Below are 19,265 nucleotides of genomic sequence, written 5' to 3'. Positions count from 1 at the left end.
GGCTTGGCTTCCTATTTAATACAAATTCAGTCAACCTAAACGACAATTACACCCATAGCGGGTGCAGCAAAAAAGACCAGTCGTTTAAATTATTTAATTTCATCCATAGAGCGCAAGTTCTTCACAGCAACACGCTGATCTTTCTTACGGTCACGTTCCGGCATCATCTTTGGCTTATACACTGGCTTAAGATCATCACCGATCACCGCAGAAAGCGGACGACGCTCGAGTTGAATCTGGTCTTGCAACAGCATTAATGCCTGAATCAAAGCTTCAGGACGTGGTGGGCAGCCAGGAACATAAACATCGACCGGGATGATTTTATCCACACCTTGTACCACTGAATAAATGTCGTACATCCCACCTGAGTTGGCACATGCACCCATTGAAATGACCCATTTCGGTTCAAGCATCTGTTCATACAAACGTTGAATGACAGGCGCCATTTTCACAAAGCAGGTACCCGCCACAATCATTAAATCCGCCTGACGCGGTGAAGCACGAATCACCTCGGCACCAAAACGTGACAAGTCATGCACACCGGTTAAGGTCGTCGCATACTCTACATAGCAGCATGATGTACCAAAGTTAAACGGCCAAACTGAGTTTTTACGACCCCAGTTGACTGCTGTATGTACCACATCCTCTAAACGAGTCATGAATACATTCTTATTCACTTCTTCTTCAAGTAACGGATCTTCTACAAGGATACGCTCTTGAAGTGGATATTGATCAGCATCCGGATTCGCACGGGTTAATGTATATTTCATCCCGTCTTACTCCTTATCAGATGATTTAGCCGGTGAGCTTTTCACACGACCAGAGGATTGAGCTGGGATTTGACCTGTAGGGTCGATTACCAATTCTTCAATTGAGTTAAAGCGCGTAATTTCTGCTAGATCCATATTTGGCGAACCAATCTTAGCTTTAATTCCTGCGGCTTTACGTTTGTCTGAAGGTGCCCAGTTGAGTGCGCCTGTGGATAATTCGTAAACCAAACCAACAAGTAAAACTAAAATAAAGATAGCTGCAGTTGCAAAACCAATCCAACCTACTTCACGAACAGAAACCGCCCATGCATATAGATAAAGTGCTTCTAAATCAAACACCACGAAGAAAATTGCAACTAAATAGAACTTTGCAGACAAGCGGATACGAGCCCCACCTGCACCAACAACACCTGACTCAAACTGCTCCTGCTTGGCACGGCCCCATGATTTACCCCCGAGGAGTAATGGGACGGTCAGCATAAAGACGCATAAAAATGTAACGCCGATCACGAAGGCAATAATTGCCCATTCGTATGGAGTAATAGCACTCATGCGGGGATAACTCCTGGCAGGCCTATTTGTTAACAAAGAATGTATGTATTGGCCTTCAAATACACCAAACACAAAATTAATCCCGCCAATTGTACCTGATTTTGGATTTCACTTGCTAGTTTATAAGCCTTAGTCTTTGGGATGATTTTTTAGGCATTTCAGCATTTAATTTGCGTTTGATCTCTCAACATCCGATTTAATCGTTTTATTGGATTAAGTTTTAATTTTCTATTAATTTTTCTATAAACAGCATTCCTGAAAAATAAATCCATTTCAGATCATTCTTGCTTGGCCTCTGGCTTAGATATAGCCCCTTTCACGGCCAAAGCAAAGAAAAATCAGACAAAAACTTATTCTATCCATAACTTTCAGCGGATAAAGTTTTTGATTTAATTTGATATTTAACATGATTTTCACATTTTAACTTGGATTAAAGCACTTTAAGCCCAGCCTCACTCAAGGCAAGCAATTGTATCTTTTTGCAACACACCCAACAGACTGATTCAGAATATGTTATTTGTATTTCTAAGCCACATAATGACATTAATAAAGTAACAATAAGGAGTCCTTGCATGTCTCTACGCTTCTCGCATAAGCCGAATTATTTTTTATTTGCCCAGTTACTGGTGCGACATATCCAAGATTATGTTCAGAAACACCCCAATATGAGTCAGGTCGCTTTTGACTTGCGCGATATTCATGCACTGTTTCAAGAGGATCATGCCTCTTCCAGCATTAATCTGGATGGCATCATGAATATTGCCGATGAATACAAAGTCGAAACTTTATCTGGTGATCAGAGGCTGATCCAGCGCTATAGCATTGATGGAAAAAATACCAAGCTAATGATCGACTTCAATCCTGAAGCCCTGCATGGCCTAAAAGAAGGCAAACCATTGATTGAGCCGGATGCCACCATTCAGGAATAAAATTCTTCCCCAATAAAAAAAACGATGCTCAGGCATCGTTTTTTTATAACTCAAAAGCATTTATATAACATCAAGCTGAATGATCACTGATTTCCTCAGTCTTTTCTGCCAACTTGCGCTTGCTCTTCTTTACATAACGCTGTGCAGGCCAGCTCATGATAAAGCGCGCACCACCCAAGCTCGGACTTTGATCCACATGAATCTTGCCACCAAACCAGTACGCAATCCGGCTGACAATGGATAAACCCAAACCATAGCCACCCGAAGCACGGGTGCGGCTGTCATCCAGCCGGGCAAAGGCTTCAAAGACCCGGGCACGATCCACTTCCGGAATTCCCGGGCCATCATCTTCAACAGAGACATAAGCCTGACCATCCTGATCCAGACCACCACTGATCAGCACCTTATTGTCGCAATAACGCACCGCATTGCCGACCAGATTCTGAATTACGCGATGCAGATAACGGCGCTCTGCCTCAACCACCACATCAGGCATTGAATGTAGCTCAATGATTTTCTGGGTTTTTAATGCTTCAGTTTCCAGAGCTACCTGATTCAGCACTTCAAACAAATTGACCTTTTCAAACTCGATCGAAGGCATGCCCTGTTCTAGCTTGGCATAGGTCATGATCTCGTCAATCAGGGTATTCAGTGCTTCAATATCTTTATCAATCTGTTCGACCTGTTGCAGACGATAATCGTAATCATCTTCATCTGCCATCATTTCCACACCAAAACGAATCCGCGCCACTGGTGTACGAAGTTCATGTGAAACCGCACGCATCAATTCACGCTGGGCTTCAATCAGGCGCTGAATATGATCAGACATATTGTTAAAGCTAGAGGCCAGCGTTGCCATTTCGTCACTTCCTTCGACAGGAAGACGCAATGACATATTACCGGTTTTCATTTTGTTTAAGGCATAGCTGACTTCACGCAACTTGCGCTGCATCGGCACCAGCAAACCATACACCCCCAGACTCAGCACAAACAGGCTCAATAAAGTAATACCGGTGGCCAACTGGAATGGCATCCAGTTAAACAATGGCACCGGCCCCATCACCAAGACTTGTGAGGTCGAACCTGGAATTGGCGAAATAATTGAAATGGTGGTGCCACGGATTGAGGCACTATCCCGATACAGGATAATACTGTGATCAAGACGCAAGCGCCCGATCTGCTCGGAATCTAAAGGTAAGCTCTGTACGTTTTCAATCGATACCGGATAAGAAAAATGATCCTGAATAGCGGACAGATATTCTTTTTCCTGACCCGGATAATAGACCAGATAATCCAGAATAAAGACCGGCAGCGCCTTCATCTGGCGCTCGGTAATACTGTCGGCCTTTATATACAGGTAATGATTCGGGTCATCGCGCAGCCCCACCACAATATAGGCAATGCCGGTTTTGGCATCCCAGCGCACCACGGCTTTACGATCTGCAATACGGCGACCTTCAGCACGGGTGATATCCACCTTGCTGGCTTCTACATAGTGAATTGGCAATTCCAGCAAATCAGAAGCATCGGAAACCCAATCCATCTTTTGCTGAAGATTTGGCTGGCGCGCGACACCCTCACTGATGATATAGGCCATACCATCAGTCAGAGACTCACGATATTCTTGCGCACGCTGATAGTTGATAATCTGTACCAACAGATAGCCGAACACAGCCACCAACACGACAAGGATGACGAGTCCTGCGTATATACGCAAAAATATACTGTGTTTAAACACCTATAGTTTATCCTGCTCGTTCAAGCAACAACGTACATTTGCTTAAATACCATTAGTTTCTTTAACGAATAGATAACCTTTACTACGCACGGTTTTAATACGCTTCGGATTCTCTGGATCGTCACCAATTTTTGGACGGATACGCGAAATACGCACATCGATTGAACGATCCTGACCATCATATTCGATGCCACGTAAACGCTCGAAAATATCTTCGCGGGAAAGAATACGGCCAGCATTTGATGCAAGCAACCACAACAGGTCATATTCCGCACTGGTAAAATCAACCAGATCACCATTTAAAGTAACTGAACGACCACCATTGTCGATGACCAGATCATCAAATTCGATACGCTGTGCCACTTCATCTTCAGGCACCTTGTCCGTACGACGCAGTAATGCACGAATACGTGCCAGCAATACACGTGGTTGTACCGGTTTAGCGACATAGTCATCGGCACCCATTTCCAGACCCAAGACCTGATCCATGTCCTCAGTACGCGCAGTCAACATCAAGATCGGTTGATGATAATGCGGGCGCACTTCACGACAAATGGTCAAACCATCCGCTCCTGGTAACATCACATCCAGCACCACCATATCTGGCTGCTCAGCGATAATCCGGCGAATGGCACGGTTACCATCCGGCTCCACCCCAACCTCAAGTCCATTACGAATGAGGTATTCTTGCGTTAAACGAGCAAGACGCTCATCATCTTCAACAATTAAAATCTTGGGTAACTTTTCTTCTTGGCTCATGTATTGCCCCTTATTTGGTGGATCTACGCTATAGGCGTATCCTTTTGAAATCCAATAGATACGTTTTTAATATGCTTGCAATATACACACGTTTACATTGTAAACAAGATAGCGTTCACCAAACTGATACATCAACATAGCATTTTGTAATATTTTATCGTGCATTTTTTGGGCAACTATGCTTGAAACAGTGATTTAGATCTGATTTGTGATTTACACAACTATTACATGGACAAAATATGACTGCTTGATTCAGCACTTTTTAGTTATCCACAATGTTATCTATAAGCACTTTCCCGGGACTTTGTTATGCTATGCCTTGCCTGATAAGGCTTATACAAAAATCAATAAAAATAGCGATATTTTTACAAGGATTAAAGCAAAACTTAAGAAAAATATTTAGCTAAATGTCAATATTGATCTACCCTAAATTTTCCCGTATCTTGTGTTCAATTAATTTTAAAACCACTAGGTCTTGTGTTTATTCCTCAAACACTGTGCATGAAACTTGCCCAGTTCAAACGGTCCATAAACATAAAAATAGATGACAATGGAGCTATGCTAACATGAGCGTAATCACTTCAACTCCTGGTCAACTTCAGGTGATTAAACGCACCGGTGATGTTGCCGCTTTTGATGCAGAAAAAATTTCTGTCGCAATTGGTAAAGCGTTTTTGGCGGTTGAAGGCCAGCAAAGCGCTGACTCGAGCCGGATCCATGATCGTATCGAGCAACTGACGGAAATGGTACTGAATACCTTTAAACGTCGTTTACCTTCTGGCGGAACGATTCATATCGAAGAAATTCAAGACCAAGTTGAACTTGCGCTAATGCGTACGGGCGAACAGAAAGTTGCACGCTCTTATGTCATTTACCGTGAACAACGTTCTGAAGCACGTAAACAGTTAGGTGCACACCATCACCCGACCCTGCAAATTACCGATGCTGAAGGCCAACTTAAGCCACTTGATTTAAGTGCTTTAACTGCGCATGTTACTAAAGCAGCAGAAGGCCTTGAAGGAATTGATGTACAAGCCATTGTCGATGAGACCGTGAAAAACCTGTACAACGGTGTAAAAGAGTCTGACATCTCCACCACCATGATGATGGCCACCCGTACCCGGATCGAGCAAGAGCCGAACTACACCTATGTGACCGCACGTTTGTTGCGTGATGATCTGGTGGCGACTGGTTTGAAATTCCTGGGTCTGCCTACGGATACGCATGAAGGTGAAGCACTTGAAACTTTCCTGAAAAAAGGGATTGAGCTTGAGCTTATTTCACCAGAACTGCTTAACTTTGATCTGGCGAAACTGGCAGCGGCGATTCAACCAGAACGCTCAAACCAGTTTACCTACCTAGGTCTACAGACTTTATTTGACCGCTACTTCATCCATTCCGATGGCGTACGTTTCGAATTGCCGCAATTGTTCTTTATGCGTGTATCTATGGGCTTGTCGCTCAATGAAGAAAACCGTGAAGAACGTGCCATCGAGTTCTATAACTTGTTGTCTAGCTTCGACTATATGGCATCGACGCCTACCCTGTTTAACTCAGGTACGCTTCGTCCACAATTGTCGAGCTGCTACTTAACCACCATTGATGATGACCTGTATGATATTTATGGCGCAATGCGTGATAACGCCATGCTGTCTAAATGGGCAGGCGGTTTGGGTAACGACTGGACACCAGTGCGTGCTTTAAACTCTTACATCAAAGGCACCAATGGTAAGTCGCAAGGTGTAGTTCCATTCCTTAAAGTCGCGAACGATACGGCTGTTGCGGTCAACCAAGGTGGCAAGCGTAAAGGTGCAGTTTGTGCATATCTTGAAACCTGGCACCTGGACATTGAAGAATTCCTGGAACTTCGTAAAAACACTGGTGATGACCGTCGTCGTACCCACGACATGAACACAGCGAACTGGGTTCCTGACCTGTTCATGCAACGTGTATTCGAAGATGCGGAATGGACATTGTTCACACCTTCTGAAACCCCAGATCTACATGATTTGACCGGTGCAGAATTCGCTGAGCGTTATGCTTACTACGAAGGTATTGCCAAAGAAACAAACATGCTGCACAAGAAAATCCGTGCAAAAGATTTGTGGCGCAAAATGCTGTCGATGTTGTTTGAAACGGGTCACCCGTGGATCACATTCAAAGACGTATGTAACTTACGTTCACCACAGCAACACGTAGGTGTAGTGCACTCTTCTAACCTGTGTACCGAAATTACATTGAACACCAGCAAAGAAGAAATCGCGGTATGTAACTTAGGTTCGATCAACCTGGTTCAACACGTGCAAGGCGGTGTACTGGATCGCGAAAAACTGGCACGTACAGTAAAAACTGCTGTGCGTATGCTCGACAACGTGATTGACATCAACTACTACGCTGTTCCACAAGCACGTAATTCAAACCTGAAACATCGTCCAGTCGGTATGGGTATCATGGGCTTCCAGGATGCTTTATACGAAATGAACCTGGCGTATGGTTCTGATGCTGCGGTTGAGTTTGCTGATGAATCAATGGAAGTGATTTCGTACTACGCGATTTCAACATCGAGTGATTTGGCTGTTGAGCGTGGTACATACGAAACATTCAAGGGTTCATTGTGGGATCAGGGTATTTTACCAATCGACTCGCTTGATCTGGTTGCGAAAACTCGTCCAGAACGCATGTTTGAAGTAGACCGTACTCAACGTCTGGACTGGGATACTTTACGTGCCAAAGTTCAAAAAGACGGTATGCGTAACTCGAACGTGATGGCAATTGCACCGACTGCAACGATTTCAAACATCTGTGGCGTATCTCAATCTATCGAGCCTACATTCCAGAACCTGTATGTGAAATCTAACCTGTCTGGCGAATTCACAGTAATCAACCCGTACCTGGTACGTGCGTTGAAAGAACGTGGTCTTTGGGATGCAGTAATGGTCAACGACCTGAAACACTTCGAAGGTTCTGTTCAGAAGATTTCCCGTATTCCTGAAGAGCTTAAAGCCATCTTCGCGACTGCGTTTGAAGTTGAAACTCGCTGGATCGTGGATGCTGCATCACGTCGTCAAAAATGGATCGACCAAGCGCAGTCTCTTAACCTTTACATCGCTGGTGCAAATGGTAAGAAACTGGACATCACTTACAAGATGGCTTGGTTACGTGGTCTTAAGACGACTTATTACCTACGTGCATTGGGTGCGACTTCTGCTGAGAAATCTACAATTAATACTGGCGCATTGAACGCAGTTAAACCTGCAACTGTTGCGGCTCCTGTTGTAGCAGCAGCCCCTGTCGTTGAAGCGCAAAAACCTGAAGCTCCTGCAGAGGAAGAAGGTTTTGCTCAAGCGGCTCCAGTGCCAATGGCATGTTCAATTGATAACCCTGATTGTGAGGCTTGTCAGTAATCTGACAGGGTTTAAATCCTCCCCGACCCTCCTTTAATAAAGGAGGGAGATTCCTCCAAGCAAATGGCGGGATGCAAGTCCCCCTTTGTAAAAGGGGGATTTAGGGGGATTAAAATTTTGGCAATAAAAAAGCCCTCTACAGGCCGATCAAAACTCGTAGAAGGCTTTCAATCTCGAAGTGATACCAAGATGGTCACGACGAGGCTGGCATTAGCAAATGCGAGATGAATTGTAGCACTGAATTCTTTCTCGGGCCAGTACGAGTCATTTTCTTTATCAAAGGAGAATAGATAATGTCTAAGCGCGAAATTTATAAAAGTGCTATTGACGGTCGATTCGTGACTAAAGCTTATGCTTTAGCTCACCCGAAGACGACAATCAAACAAGTTCGAAAAGTTAAATAATGACTTAACAGCTTGTGGTGGATTCTAGAAAAAACTCTAGAGTCCACAGCTTAACTAAAGGAAACCTCAATGCCCCATATGACTCACAACTACATGTTAGGACTTGCGGCATTGCTGATTTCCTTTGCTATTACCTTTTACGCACCACTTGCTTATTTCTGGTTCAAACTACGCCAGCAGCGTAAATAAAATAAGTAGTGGGGATAGTGCTGCTGTATAAATTCACAGCATTCATCGACAAAACTTAATTTTGCTTACACAAATTAAGCGTATAGTAAGACATCTCAGCCAAGCTGAATGTCTCATAAAAGATATAAAGCAACGTAGAGAGAATTGATATGTCTATCCTAAGTTGGGACGATTTCGAAGATGATTCGCAAAAACCGGCTGCTCCTGAACAGCAGCCTGCGCCCGTCGAGCCGCAAAAAGCGACTAATTCACAGATGGTATCTGATGCAGGCAACGCATCGCCGGATGTGGCAACTGCACAACCCCTTAGAGCCACTCAAAACCGAGGATCAAATCCAACCGATTCGCTGGCAAGAGCATCTGCTTCCCTAGAACAACTTGATGTTGCTCCAGGTCTGGAAGAGCTTGAAATGGGTGCACAGCGTGTACAGGTTGACGACAAGGCGATGATCAACTGTCGTGCCGACTTGAACCAGCTTGTTCCGTTCAAATACGAATGGGCTTGGCAAAAATATCTAGACGGTTGTGCCAACCACTGGATGCCGCAAGAAGTCAACATGAACCATGACATCGCACTTTGGAAATCTGAAAACGGCCTGACTGAAGATGAACGTACCATTGTCATGCGTTCACTCGGTTTCTTCTCGACTGCCGATTCACTGGTTGCAAACAACCTGGTACTGGCGATTTACCGTCACATTACCAACCCTGAATGCCGTCAGTACATCTTGCGTCAGGCATTTGAAGAAGCGATTCATACACACGCTTACCAGTATTGTATCGAATCGCTCGGTATGGATGAAGGCGAAGTCTTCAACATGTACCGCGAAGTTCCGTCAGTGGCACGTAAAGCAGCGTGGGGTCTGAAATATACCCAGTCTTTAAGTGATCCTACTTTTAAAACCGGCACACCTGAAAATGACCAGATCCTGCTGCGCAACCTGATCGCGTTCTACTGTGTACTTGAAGGGATTTTCTTCTACTGCGGTTTCAGCCAGATCCTGTCGATGGGCCGTCGTAACAAGATGAATGGTGTTGCCGAGCAATTCCAGTACATTTTGCGTGATGAATCCATGCACCTGAACTTCGGTATCGATATGATCAACCAGATCAAGATCGAAAACCCGGGTCTATGGACAACCGAGTTCCAGGAAGAAATCATTCAGATGATTCTTGAAGGCACAATGCTGGAAATCGAATATGCACGTGACACGATGCCACGTGGTGTATTGGGTATGAATGCGGGCATGATGGAAGAATATCTGAAGTTTATTGCCAACCGTCGTCTGGCGCAGTTAGGCTTGCCTGAACAGTTCGCTGGTGTGAATAACCCGTTCCAGTGGATGTCGGAGATGATGGACTTGCGTAAAGAGAAGAATTTCTTTGAGACGCGTGTTACGGACTATCAGACTGGCGGTGCGTTAAGCTGGTAATTAGAAGATTAAAAAAATCCCGCTCCTGTAGCGGGATTTTTTTATATACAATTCAGTGTAATTCAATGCATAAAAAAATCTGACCAATCATAGTAATAATCATATAAAAACAGGCATGCAAATATGCTGTTATGCTATTATCCATATGAAATTAAAAATAATTTAAAAATTAAACACAAAGAAAGAGGACAAAAATGAAAGGGGTTATTTTAGATTATTCTATCCAGCATAATGCTGGTGTGATTAGTGGGGATGATCAAAATCGCTATAACTTTAAAGGTTCTGACTGGCGTGGTCAGCGTCCCCCTGCAAGCGGAGACAAAGTAGATTTTGCAATTAATACTGAAAGACAAGCGATTGATGTATATCTAGCAATTGGGAATGCAAACAGCACTATCCAAAATTTATCAATTCAATTAGACAAGATTTCCAATCAAAATCAGTCTGAAGAAAATTTCAATATAATTGATTGGTTTGTGAAAGGCTTAAAAAATTATGCAACCTTTACAGGGCGTGCACGACGTAAAGAATTTTGGTTCTTTGTACTTGCACAATTTTTAATTGTTTTCGCTGCATCCTTCATTGATACTATTTTATTTGATACACCATCAATATTATATTGTATAGCTGCTTTGGGTCTCTTTATTCCTTCTCTAGCTGTCGCCGTTCGACGATTACATGATATTGGTAAATCTGGTTGGTGGTACTTAATTGGCTTAGTACCCTTAATTGGATTTATTCTACTGATTATTTGGTTTGCCACTGAAACAAAACAGAATAATAATGAATGGGGACAACCTGCTAAATAAAGCAGACAAAAAAAAGGGCGATATCGCCCTTTTTTCAATCATCATTTAGCCATATTTGCGGGCAAAATCTTCTTCTGAAGTACATAAATAAATAATAAACTCAATAAATGCGACAATCGCTGGGATAAATGTCCAGCAGAAAATCAGATAGACAATTCCCCATCCTATACGACCTAAATAAAATTTATGAACACCAAATCCACCTAAGAAAAATGCAAGCAGTGCCGCAACAATTCGATTTTTTTGTCCAACTTGATTTGTAAAAGGATTAGGAGCTGACAACATATAAACGTCTTTCGCTTGTCCCTGTCCTAATGTCTCAAAATCTACACGCTGTCCACGTGCTGGCAGAGTCTGACCTCTCCACTCACTACCAATGAATTGATAGCGGTTCTGATCATCTCCACTAATAATACCGGTATTATGCTGCACTGAATAATCTAAAATAGACCCTTGCATTATTATCTCTTCTTACATGTTATCTACAGGTTAAATTATAAACACAACACTATAAAAAGACACTATATTTCAAGTTATTATTGACATAGAAAAAGACTTTCAATTTACTTACTTCATATTTATTTTAATCAAATATTAGATAGAAAATGGAGGAACTTTACAAGTTCACCCTCCTCACCCGCGGTCAGTCTGCTTATCTCACCGACCGATATTCTGAACGGGTCGAAAGTGCCGAGGAATTATCAAAGCGAGTGAATTAGCAGACAATCTAGTATTTTCCAGATTTCTTTAATTCATCTTTTAAAAACCTTAATATTAAAAAATCCCGCTCAGGAAACGGGATTTTGTTTTTTGAAAATTTAACAGCCCTAAATCATTTCAATTAAAATTCTTTTGTCACACTCAGACCAGCGCTCCAGTTCCGCCCTTCTGCCGGCTCAAAGAAACGGTTATTGCTTTCATTGACAATCACCGAACCAGAATAATCTTTATTAAACAGGTTATCGACACGCGCAAAAGTATTCACTGCCCAATCCTGCATTTTCCAGTGATAACCTACATTAGCACCAGCGACTGTATAACTTGGTGCAGCATCAGAATTCAAGTCATTCACATAAATCTTGTCCGAGTAACGCACATCTAGACCTGCATGTAAGCCTTTTTCAGGCTTCCAGCCCAAACTTAAAAATGCCTGATTTTTGGCAATCCCCGGAATATAGTTTCCTGATTCAACTCTCGACACTGCAATACTGCCATTCTGATTTAAAATTTCAGGAATATCTGCATCAAAAGTAGCATCAATATAGCTATAGCTGGCCTGTGCAGTGAGGTCACGCCATAGGTTTTTATTCCAGGAGAGTTCAATACCTTCTCTTAAAGTTTTATCCGCATTACGGAAAGTAGAGCGACCATTGTCATTACCTGCAGAAACAATGTCATTCTTTGTCTTGGTCTGAAAAACTGCAACAGTAAAATCACCTAAGATATTGGCAGACTTCAACCCAAGTTCATAGGTTTCACTTTCTGCTGCTTTTAAATTAAGGGCTTTATCAAAACTCCCACTTGCAGGATAAGCCATTTCAGTAAAAGTTGGTGTTTCAAAGCCTTGTGCATAACTGGCATAAGTCATCAGCTCAGGTAAAATTTTCCAGCTTAAACTTAGCGATGGCAGTAACTTGTCAAAAGTAGTTTTACCAGAATTATCACCATTCACATCAGTAATATAATGATCTTCTGATTTAAAATGCACGTTGCTATAACGTAGTCCAGCATCTAGAGTCCAATCTGGCACAAAGTTATAAGATATCTGTAAATAAGGATCCGCATTCCATAAGGTATTGTCTTCATCACGACGTAACTCACCTTTAACTCCAAAAGTATTCCCCACATAGTTTAGATAACCTTTTCGGTCTTCGGTCATGGCATCAACAGCAAGTCCAGCAATCAGTTTAGTATTTGGCAAAACATCTCTACCTGTCCAACGTAGGTCTGCACCATAAAACTGACGGTCAAAGTCAATTACACCACCTGGTTGTTTTTCTAATGACTGAAAAAACTTAGAAATTGATTGATACTGGATAACCTCACGCTGCCCCCAATAGGCCATGCCATACAGTTCATGCTGATCATTGATTGACTTATTCCAAGTAAGACCTGTTTGAAATTGCTCAATTTCTTTTCTTGTATTAAATCCCTGAATTCTACTGTCTATTTGTTTTGGATTTGCTTTCCAATCCTTTCTCTCTAGACCACCCGGATCATCTGCAGCAATTTTAACGTAGTTATTCATCCAGTTGATTTTAGAACCATCTTCCAGATCCCAGGTCAGCTTGGCATTATTCAGAACTTTATGTGCACTGCTGTGATCACGGTAACCATTGGTATCAACATAAGATGAGCTAATGACATAGCTTGGCTCTGAAGCATTCTCTGAACCACCTTGTAAAACCAGCTTGGTCTGCCCTTTATTTTGACTCCCTGCAGAATGCCCCAGTTCAATCGAGTCAGCACCTTGCCCCTCTCGCGTGGTGGTTAAAATCGTTCCCCCGGAAGAGTTGCCATAGAGTGATGAAAATGCACCACCCAATACTTCAATATGATCCAGACTGTTTAAATCAATATTCGAGGTTTGCCCCTGCCCATCCGGCATTGTTGCAGGGATTCCATCTACATATAAACGCACACCGCGCACACCGAAACTGGAGCGTGCACCAAAGCCCCGCATTGAAATTTGCAGGTCTTGGGCATAGTTTTCACGATTATTTAACTGTAATCCTGGAACGCCTTTTAATGTTTCCGAAAGGTTCACATTCATGCTGTTATCTTGTTCTTGATTCAGATAATACACTGACGCTGGTGTGGTCAATCGCTCCCGATCAGTACGGGTTGCTTGAATGACAATCGTGTCTAACCTTTGGACGTCTTGTATGTCATTTTCTGCATAAATATTCTGACCTACGCAAGCAATCAGGCAGGACAAGGTCGATCTCACGAATGGAAATTTCGGGCTTTGATACATAAATTACAGGCCTTATTTGAAAGTGGTTTAATGCGGCAAATACCTTATCGAGATGGCGTACATCTCATGATTCAATTCATTTTGTTTTTAAGCATCGATATCAAATAAATGCGTTGATTCGATGACATATAGTTCGCTCAATGGATAGAAAAACTTTGAGCTTAAAATTCTGTGTTCGGTAAATTCAGACTTGATTAATCCTTTATCTGAATAGCACTGAAAATCAGCCATATACAAAGAATATTATTTTAATGTGATCTGAATAAAATTGAGCTTTCAGCAACAAATCAACATCATTTCTCTGTGTCCTTAAAACTCGATGTAGGCATTCAACAATAGCGTATAAAAAAGCCTGACGAATCAGGCTTCTTCATACTTAATTAAAGGTTCAACTATTTATTGTCTGGCAAGGCATAAGCCACCAGAGAGTCGCCCATTTTGGTGCCAAAGGAACCATGACCACCAGCCATAATGACCACGTATTGCTTACCATTGGCTTCATAGGTCATTGGAGTAGCCTGACCACCTGCAGGTAGACGACCTTTCCATAGTTCATCACCGTTGTTCACGTTGATGGCACGGATATAGTTATCTTGAGTTCCACCTACAAACATCACGTTGCCCGCAGTTGAAATAGGGCCACCTAGCATCGGCACACCCATTTTGAATGGTGGCAATGGAATGCCCGGCATACTGTCACGAATGGTACCGATACGGCGTTTCCAGGCCACTTCATGAGTATTTAAGTCCACACCTGCAACAAAGCCCCAAGACGGCTGTTTACACGGCAGCCCAAACGGAGACAGGAACGCACTGATTTCAACGCCATAAGGTACACCATACATCGGTTGAACACCGGCTTCTGTGCCTGCACCTTTAGCCGTCTTAGGACGGTTCGGATCTTGAGGAATCAGTTTCGATACAAATGGCAGGCCAATCGGATTGGTTAATGCAATTTGACGATCCGGATTCACCGACATACCACCCCATTCAAACACACCCAGGTTACCCGGGAAGACCAGCGTTCCATTTTCAGAAGGTGGGGTATAAATGCCATCGTAATTCAGTTTGTGAAACGCAACACGGCAGACCAACTGGTCAAACATGGTCGCACCCCACATCTGTTTATCGGTCAGTTTATCTTGTGGCGCCAGATTAAAGTCAGAGAACGGTTGAGTTTTAGAATAGAACTCGCCTTTGGTTTGAGGACCGCGTTTCACAGATTGTGGTACCGGTTTCTCGGTAATCGGCACAATCGCTTTACCATTACGACGATCCAGCACAAAAGCATTCCCAGTTTTGGTCAAGACATAAATGGCTGGAACCATATTGCCACTTTTGTCTTTAATCTCGGTCAATGTCGGCTGTGAAGGTACGTCCATATCCCACAAATCATGATGGGTAGTCTGGAAGTTCCATACCAGCTTACCAGTCGTCGCATTCAGGGCCAGCATCGAGTTGGCATAACGCTCGTCCAGTTCAGTCCGGTGACCACCGTAAATATCCGGGGTACCGACACCCGTTGGTACGTAGACGATGTCCAGCTCTGCATCATAGGCCAAAGGTGCCCAAGCATTTGGAGAGTTATGTACAAATTTCTGACCCGGCGCAGGAATCAAATTCGGATCTTCAGCGCCTGTGTCAAATACCCAAAGCAGTTCACCGGTATTCACGTCATAACCACGGATCACACCCGATGGTTCTTCAGTTGAATAGTTATCTGTGGTTGAACCCGCAATAATAATGGTGGTGCCGGTTACTACAGGCGGTGAGGTTGGAATATAACCGCCCGGATATGGGAATGGCATATCTTTTTGCAGATCGACTTCGCCATTTTTACCAAAATCAGAACAGACTTTACCGGTGGTCGCATTTACCGCCACTAAACGCCCATCATTGACCGGTAAAATGACTTTTTGTGGACATTCAGCAGAGCTGCTTTTTTTCGCAGCGAGACTGCTTTCAAAACCAGCCGTATTGTTGACATCATAATAAGACACGCCACGACAGGTTAAATGCTGATAGGTATGATCAGCTTTCAGCTTTGGATCATAGGTCCATTTCGCCTTACCGGTTGCCGGATCAAGCGCAGTCAATTTCTGGTGAGTGGTACAGATGTACATGTTGTCACCCACCTTGATTGGGGTAACCTGATTGGTGGTTTCACCCGAGTCATTTTCAGTCTTGAATTCGCCCGTGTGATATTCCCAAGCTACCTGCAAATCTTTGACGTTTTCAGTATTAATCTGCTTTAAGGGTGAATAACGCAAACCGGACTGGGTACGGCCATAAGCCGGCCAGTCTTCATCTGCCACACCGGGGATTGGCTGGTGGGCTGCAGGCTGCTGGGATTTTAATTCACCGCGAATTTCTTGCGGGTCATTAAATACAGCATAAATCATGACGGCAATAGTAATGGCCAATGAAGCACCCAAGGCAATTTTCGCACCTTTGCTTTGATCAAAGCCACGTGTTACTGCCGGAATCAGCAGGGCCAGACCAAACAGCCCTAAAATATCTAAACGCGGCGCAAGTGCAAAGAAATCTGAACCGACTTCCCACAGCCCCCACACCACTGTCGCCAAAACGAATATGGCATAAACAAGGAGTGCAGCACTTTTTCGTTTATACAAGAGAACTGCGGTCGCAATAAAGAGAATACCTGCAATGATGTAGTACCAAGACCCACCCAGCACTGCAAGATAAATCCCTCCAATCAGCAGTCCTATACCGAAAACAGCGGCAATGACCGCTAAAATCGTTTTCAGTACCGAACCTGATGATGAAGTATTCATATTGAACACCTATAAAAGTTTTTTTGAAAGTCCATGCACATGACAGGCATGAGCACCCTTATTGTTAAATTCTGAGTTATAAATACATCAATGTCTTAAGCAGGCATTGCCCATTACTGCAACAAAGTACCTAGAGATTCAATAGTGTATTTGCAACTAAAAACTATGTTTTAAAATGACGTATTAAACTTGATTCCGCCCACCCATACATTTTCACCGTCTTTGTCCGCACCGACGTGACGCACATATTGCACATTCGGGCGAATGGTGAGCCAATTAGTGGCATGTAAGCCATAATAAATTTCTGCATCGATTTCTTGATGACGGTCAGCACTGACATCGTCATTCATGTTGATGCGTGCAATACCAAATGCGATTTCATCTTGAGGGCGTGAATCCATTGCACCCTTATAAACCAGCCCGATATTTTGCATATCACTGACATTATTGGTTTTGGAGTCATGCACTGTCGCATTCACAAAGCCGGTCAAACCACGCGAAGTATCTCCGTGATGTGCAGTCAATTGTTGCTTGGCAACAATCCAGCCCCCATGGTGATGATCGGTTTGATCTGGATTGGAAATGACTTCAGCATCCGCTGTACTGTAGTAATAACCGGCACGATATTCACCCGGTAGTTTCTGTTCACCCAGTTTAGGCGTCCAAACCACTTCTGCAGGAAGCATTGCCCCTTTAGAACCATCCGTACTCAGATTAAACCCTTTACCACGTTCCAGATTCTCAGGGTTGTACTCATAAGCACCGACTTGGGCATAAAATTCAGGGTTAATGTTGTATTTGACTCGTGCAGCCCATTGGCTTACCGGCCAGTTGTACCACTGATCACCGACCCAGTTCCCGACTTGTGAACCGCATAGGGCCAGATTCTGAAAATCGCAGTCAAAACTGTTGAAGTCTTCACCTTCACCGAAACGTCCGACTTTCACATCCAGTTTTTGTTCCAGGAATTTTTTCTTGATCCATAAATCAGTCAGACGCCAGGTTTGACCGCGGCCCCAGACTTCTTGTACTGAACTTAAATGGCCATTTAAAGCAGCAGTGCTTTGAGACAGTGACTGACCATTACGCTGGGTCACTGTTATTTGCGCTTCGGTATCTTGCCAGCCTGCAATTTTTGCCAGATCCAGATGTGCCCCAAAAACAAACTGGTCCGCATATTCAGTTCTATGGCTTGAAGATCTTTGCGCATCGATCAAGCTTGCCATTTCACCGGTATAACCAAAACTGAAATCATAGCCCTGATTTTGGAGTGCTGTACGTTGCCCGTTCCAGTCACCGAGCATCCACGGGCTTTCCGAACTGAAAGCAGCTTCAGCATGCACGGTTGTCGTGGTTAAGATGAAAGAGGCCCAGCAAAGGTAAACGGCCTTCGATAATGGGGATAGATACATTGAATGTGATACCTTCATCACAATATGAAGCTTTTTATTATACGCCTGTTGATTTCAAAACATCGTTACTAATAGATAAAAAGTATGAATAAAATGTTATATTTATTAGTATTATTATATGCTTTTTGTAAATTTAAAATTTATAAGCATTTGTTTATCATCATATTAAATTTAACAACATCAAACCATAGCTCCAGAGAAAAATTTGATATTCATCAGATAGATTTAGCTTTAATTTCTTATAAAAGATTCAGAGATAAATCAGCTCCATTACTATTTAATTTTCTTCATTTCAAATCATGCAACGCTACATTTTTTGTTGATTGAATACTGAATCACTATTGCGATAAGGCTTTTAAAAACATGAAAAAATTATTGTCATTTCACCATAAACTTTTAAAAATTAGATTATGCTAAAGTTATTCTGATAAGAAATTGCGTCGCTTTAAAACAATAATCTAGCTTAATAGACGAGAACAAGCATGAAAGGTTCAATCCTTGATTTTTCTATTCAACACAATACCGGTTTTATCTCGGGGGATGATAATCAGCGCTATAGCTTTAATGGCGCAGACTGGCGTAGTGAGCGTCCACCTTCACGCGGTGATCGGGTCGATTTTATCGTCAATACCGCGGGTGAAGCCTCTGAGGTTTATCTGGCCTTAGGCAGTTCTATTTATCTGGGAGAAAAAATTTCCAGTCAGCTCGGCAAATATTCCAATCTGGATCAAGCCGAGGAAAACTACAGCAGCATTGACTGGTTTGTAAAATGTCTGACCAACTATGCAAACTTTTCCGGCCGCGCACGCCGTAAAGAATTTTGGTTCTTTATGCTGTTTTGTGTAATGTTAGGCATTATTGCTGAGGTAATTGATACAGTTTTAGGCACTAAACCGCTGGTGAATAGCCTGCTTAATCTGGCACTTCTAGTCCCAAGTCTGGCCGTTGGCGCGCGTCGCTTGCATGATGTAGGACGCTCTGGTTGGTGGCAATTACTGACGCTTACCGTGATTGGTATACTGGTACTGATCTGGTGGTGGGCAACTGAAACCAAGCAACAAAACAATGAATATGGTGCTCCTGCCAAATAACCG

The 19,265-nt window shown here is 43.0% G+C and carries 13 protein-coding genes and 1 pseudogene; 6 read left to right on the top strand and 8 right to left on the bottom strand.

Annotated features, from left to right (window positions below):
• Positions 1-89 precede the first annotated feature (89 nt).
• Positions 90-770, bottom strand: a complete 681-nt coding sequence (locus FTU87_RS07475; protein ID WP_005097925.1) for an NADH-quinone oxidoreductase subunit B family protein — start codon at positions 768-770, stop codon at positions 90-92.
• Between the two features lie 6 nt (positions 771-776).
• Complete coding sequence (gene ndhC, locus FTU87_RS07470) at positions 777-1,322, bottom strand: NADH-quinone oxidoreductase subunit A (protein ID WP_005097926.1); 546 nt, start codon at positions 1,320-1,322, stop codon at positions 777-779.
• Positions 1,323-1,894: 572 nt separating this feature from the next.
• Here ndhC and FTU87_RS07465 point away from each other — a divergent pair.
• Positions 1,895-2,251 (top strand): hypothetical protein, encoded by a 357-nt coding sequence (locus FTU87_RS07465; RefSeq protein WP_005097927.1) that lies wholly within the window; start codon positions 1,895-1,897, stop codon positions 2,249-2,251.
• A gap of 70 nt (positions 2,252-2,321) precedes the next feature.
• Here the strand turns inward: FTU87_RS07465 and bfmS are convergent, their stop codons facing one another.
• Positions 2,322-3,989: a sensor histidine kinase BfmS gene (bfmS, locus tag FTU87_RS07460; protein WP_005097929.1), complete on the bottom strand. Its 1,668-nt coding sequence runs from the start codon at positions 3,987-3,989 to the stop codon at positions 2,322-2,324.
• 42 nt (positions 3,990-4,031) lie between these two features.
• On the bottom strand, positions 4,032-4,748 hold the full coding sequence (gene bfmR / locus FTU87_RS07455) for a response regulator transcription factor BfmR (RefSeq protein ID WP_005097931.1): 717 nt from the start codon (positions 4,746-4,748) through the stop codon (positions 4,032-4,034).
• A gap of 566 nt (positions 4,749-5,314) precedes the next feature.
• Between bfmR and FTU87_RS07450 the strand changes: the two genes are divergently transcribed.
• From FTU87_RS07450 to FTU87_RS07440, 3 genes are all read left to right on the top strand, one after another.
• On the top strand, positions 5,315-8,152 hold the full coding sequence (locus tag FTU87_RS07450) for a ribonucleoside-diphosphate reductase subunit alpha (protein ID WP_180096924.1): 2,838 nt from the start codon (positions 5,315-5,317) through the stop codon (positions 8,150-8,152).
• 742 nt (positions 8,153-8,894) lie between these two features.
• Entirely contained in the window at positions 8,895-10,178 is a 1,284-nt protein-coding gene (locus tag FTU87_RS07445; RefSeq protein ID WP_005169603.1) for a ribonucleotide-diphosphate reductase subunit beta, read from the top strand.
• 194 nt (positions 10,179-10,372) lie between these two features.
• Positions 10,373-10,987, top strand: coding sequence for a DUF805 domain-containing protein (locus tag FTU87_RS07440; RefSeq protein ID WP_180096923.1), 615 nt, complete (start codon positions 10,373-10,375; stop codon positions 10,985-10,987).
• Between the two features lie 45 nt (positions 10,988-11,032).
• Here FTU87_RS07440 and FTU87_RS07435 read toward each other — a convergent pair whose 3' ends face one another.
• Entirely contained in the window at positions 11,033-11,446 is a 414-nt protein-coding gene (locus FTU87_RS07435) for a TM2 domain-containing protein (protein ID WP_180096922.1), read from the bottom strand.
• Between the two features lie 146 nt (positions 11,447-11,592).
• Between FTU87_RS07435 and FTU87_RS07430 the strand changes: the two are divergent.
• A pseudogene (locus FTU87_RS07430) lies at positions 11,593-11,706 on the top strand (arsenical resistance protein ArsH); the annotation flags it as partial.
• Positions 11,707-11,828: 122 nt separating this feature from the next.
• On the opposite strand, the gene FTU87_RS07425 reads toward FTU87_RS07430, so the two are convergent.
• The 3 genes from FTU87_RS07425 to FTU87_RS07415 form a co-directional block, all read right to left on the bottom strand.
• The gene (locus FTU87_RS07425) at positions 11,829-13,964 is read right to left on the bottom strand and encodes a TonB-dependent receptor (RefSeq protein WP_180096921.1); all 2,136 of its coding nucleotides are present in this window, start codon (positions 13,962-13,964) and stop codon (positions 11,829-11,831) included.
• Positions 13,965-14,356: 392 nt separating this feature from the next.
• A complete protein-coding gene (locus FTU87_RS07420; protein WP_180096920.1) occupies positions 14,357-16,759 on the bottom strand; it encodes a glucose/quinate/shikimate family membrane-bound PQQ-dependent dehydrogenase in 2,403 nt (800 codons plus the stop codon).
• Between the two features lie 170 nt (positions 16,760-16,929).
• Positions 16,930-18,171: a carbohydrate porin gene (locus tag FTU87_RS07415; RefSeq protein ID WP_180096919.1), complete on the bottom strand. Its 1,242-nt coding sequence runs from the start codon at positions 18,169-18,171 to the stop codon at positions 16,930-16,932.
• 482 nt (positions 18,172-18,653) lie between these two features.
• On the opposite strand from FTU87_RS07415, the gene FTU87_RS07410 reads away from it, so the two are divergent.
• Positions 18,654-19,262 carry a DUF805 domain-containing protein gene (locus tag FTU87_RS07410; RefSeq protein WP_180096918.1) on the top strand — a complete coding sequence of 203 codons (609 nt, stop codon included), beginning with the start codon at positions 18,654-18,656 and terminating at the stop codon, positions 19,260-19,262.
• Positions 19,263-19,265: the final 3 nt, after the last annotated feature.

The sequence above is a fragment of the Acinetobacter sp. YH12156 genome (assembly GCF_013418235.1).
In the GTDB taxonomy this organism is placed as follows: domain Bacteria; phylum Pseudomonadota; class Gammaproteobacteria; order Pseudomonadales; family Moraxellaceae; genus Acinetobacter; species Acinetobacter pseudolwoffii.
This window is presented reverse-complemented; position numbering and strand designations above follow the sequence as displayed.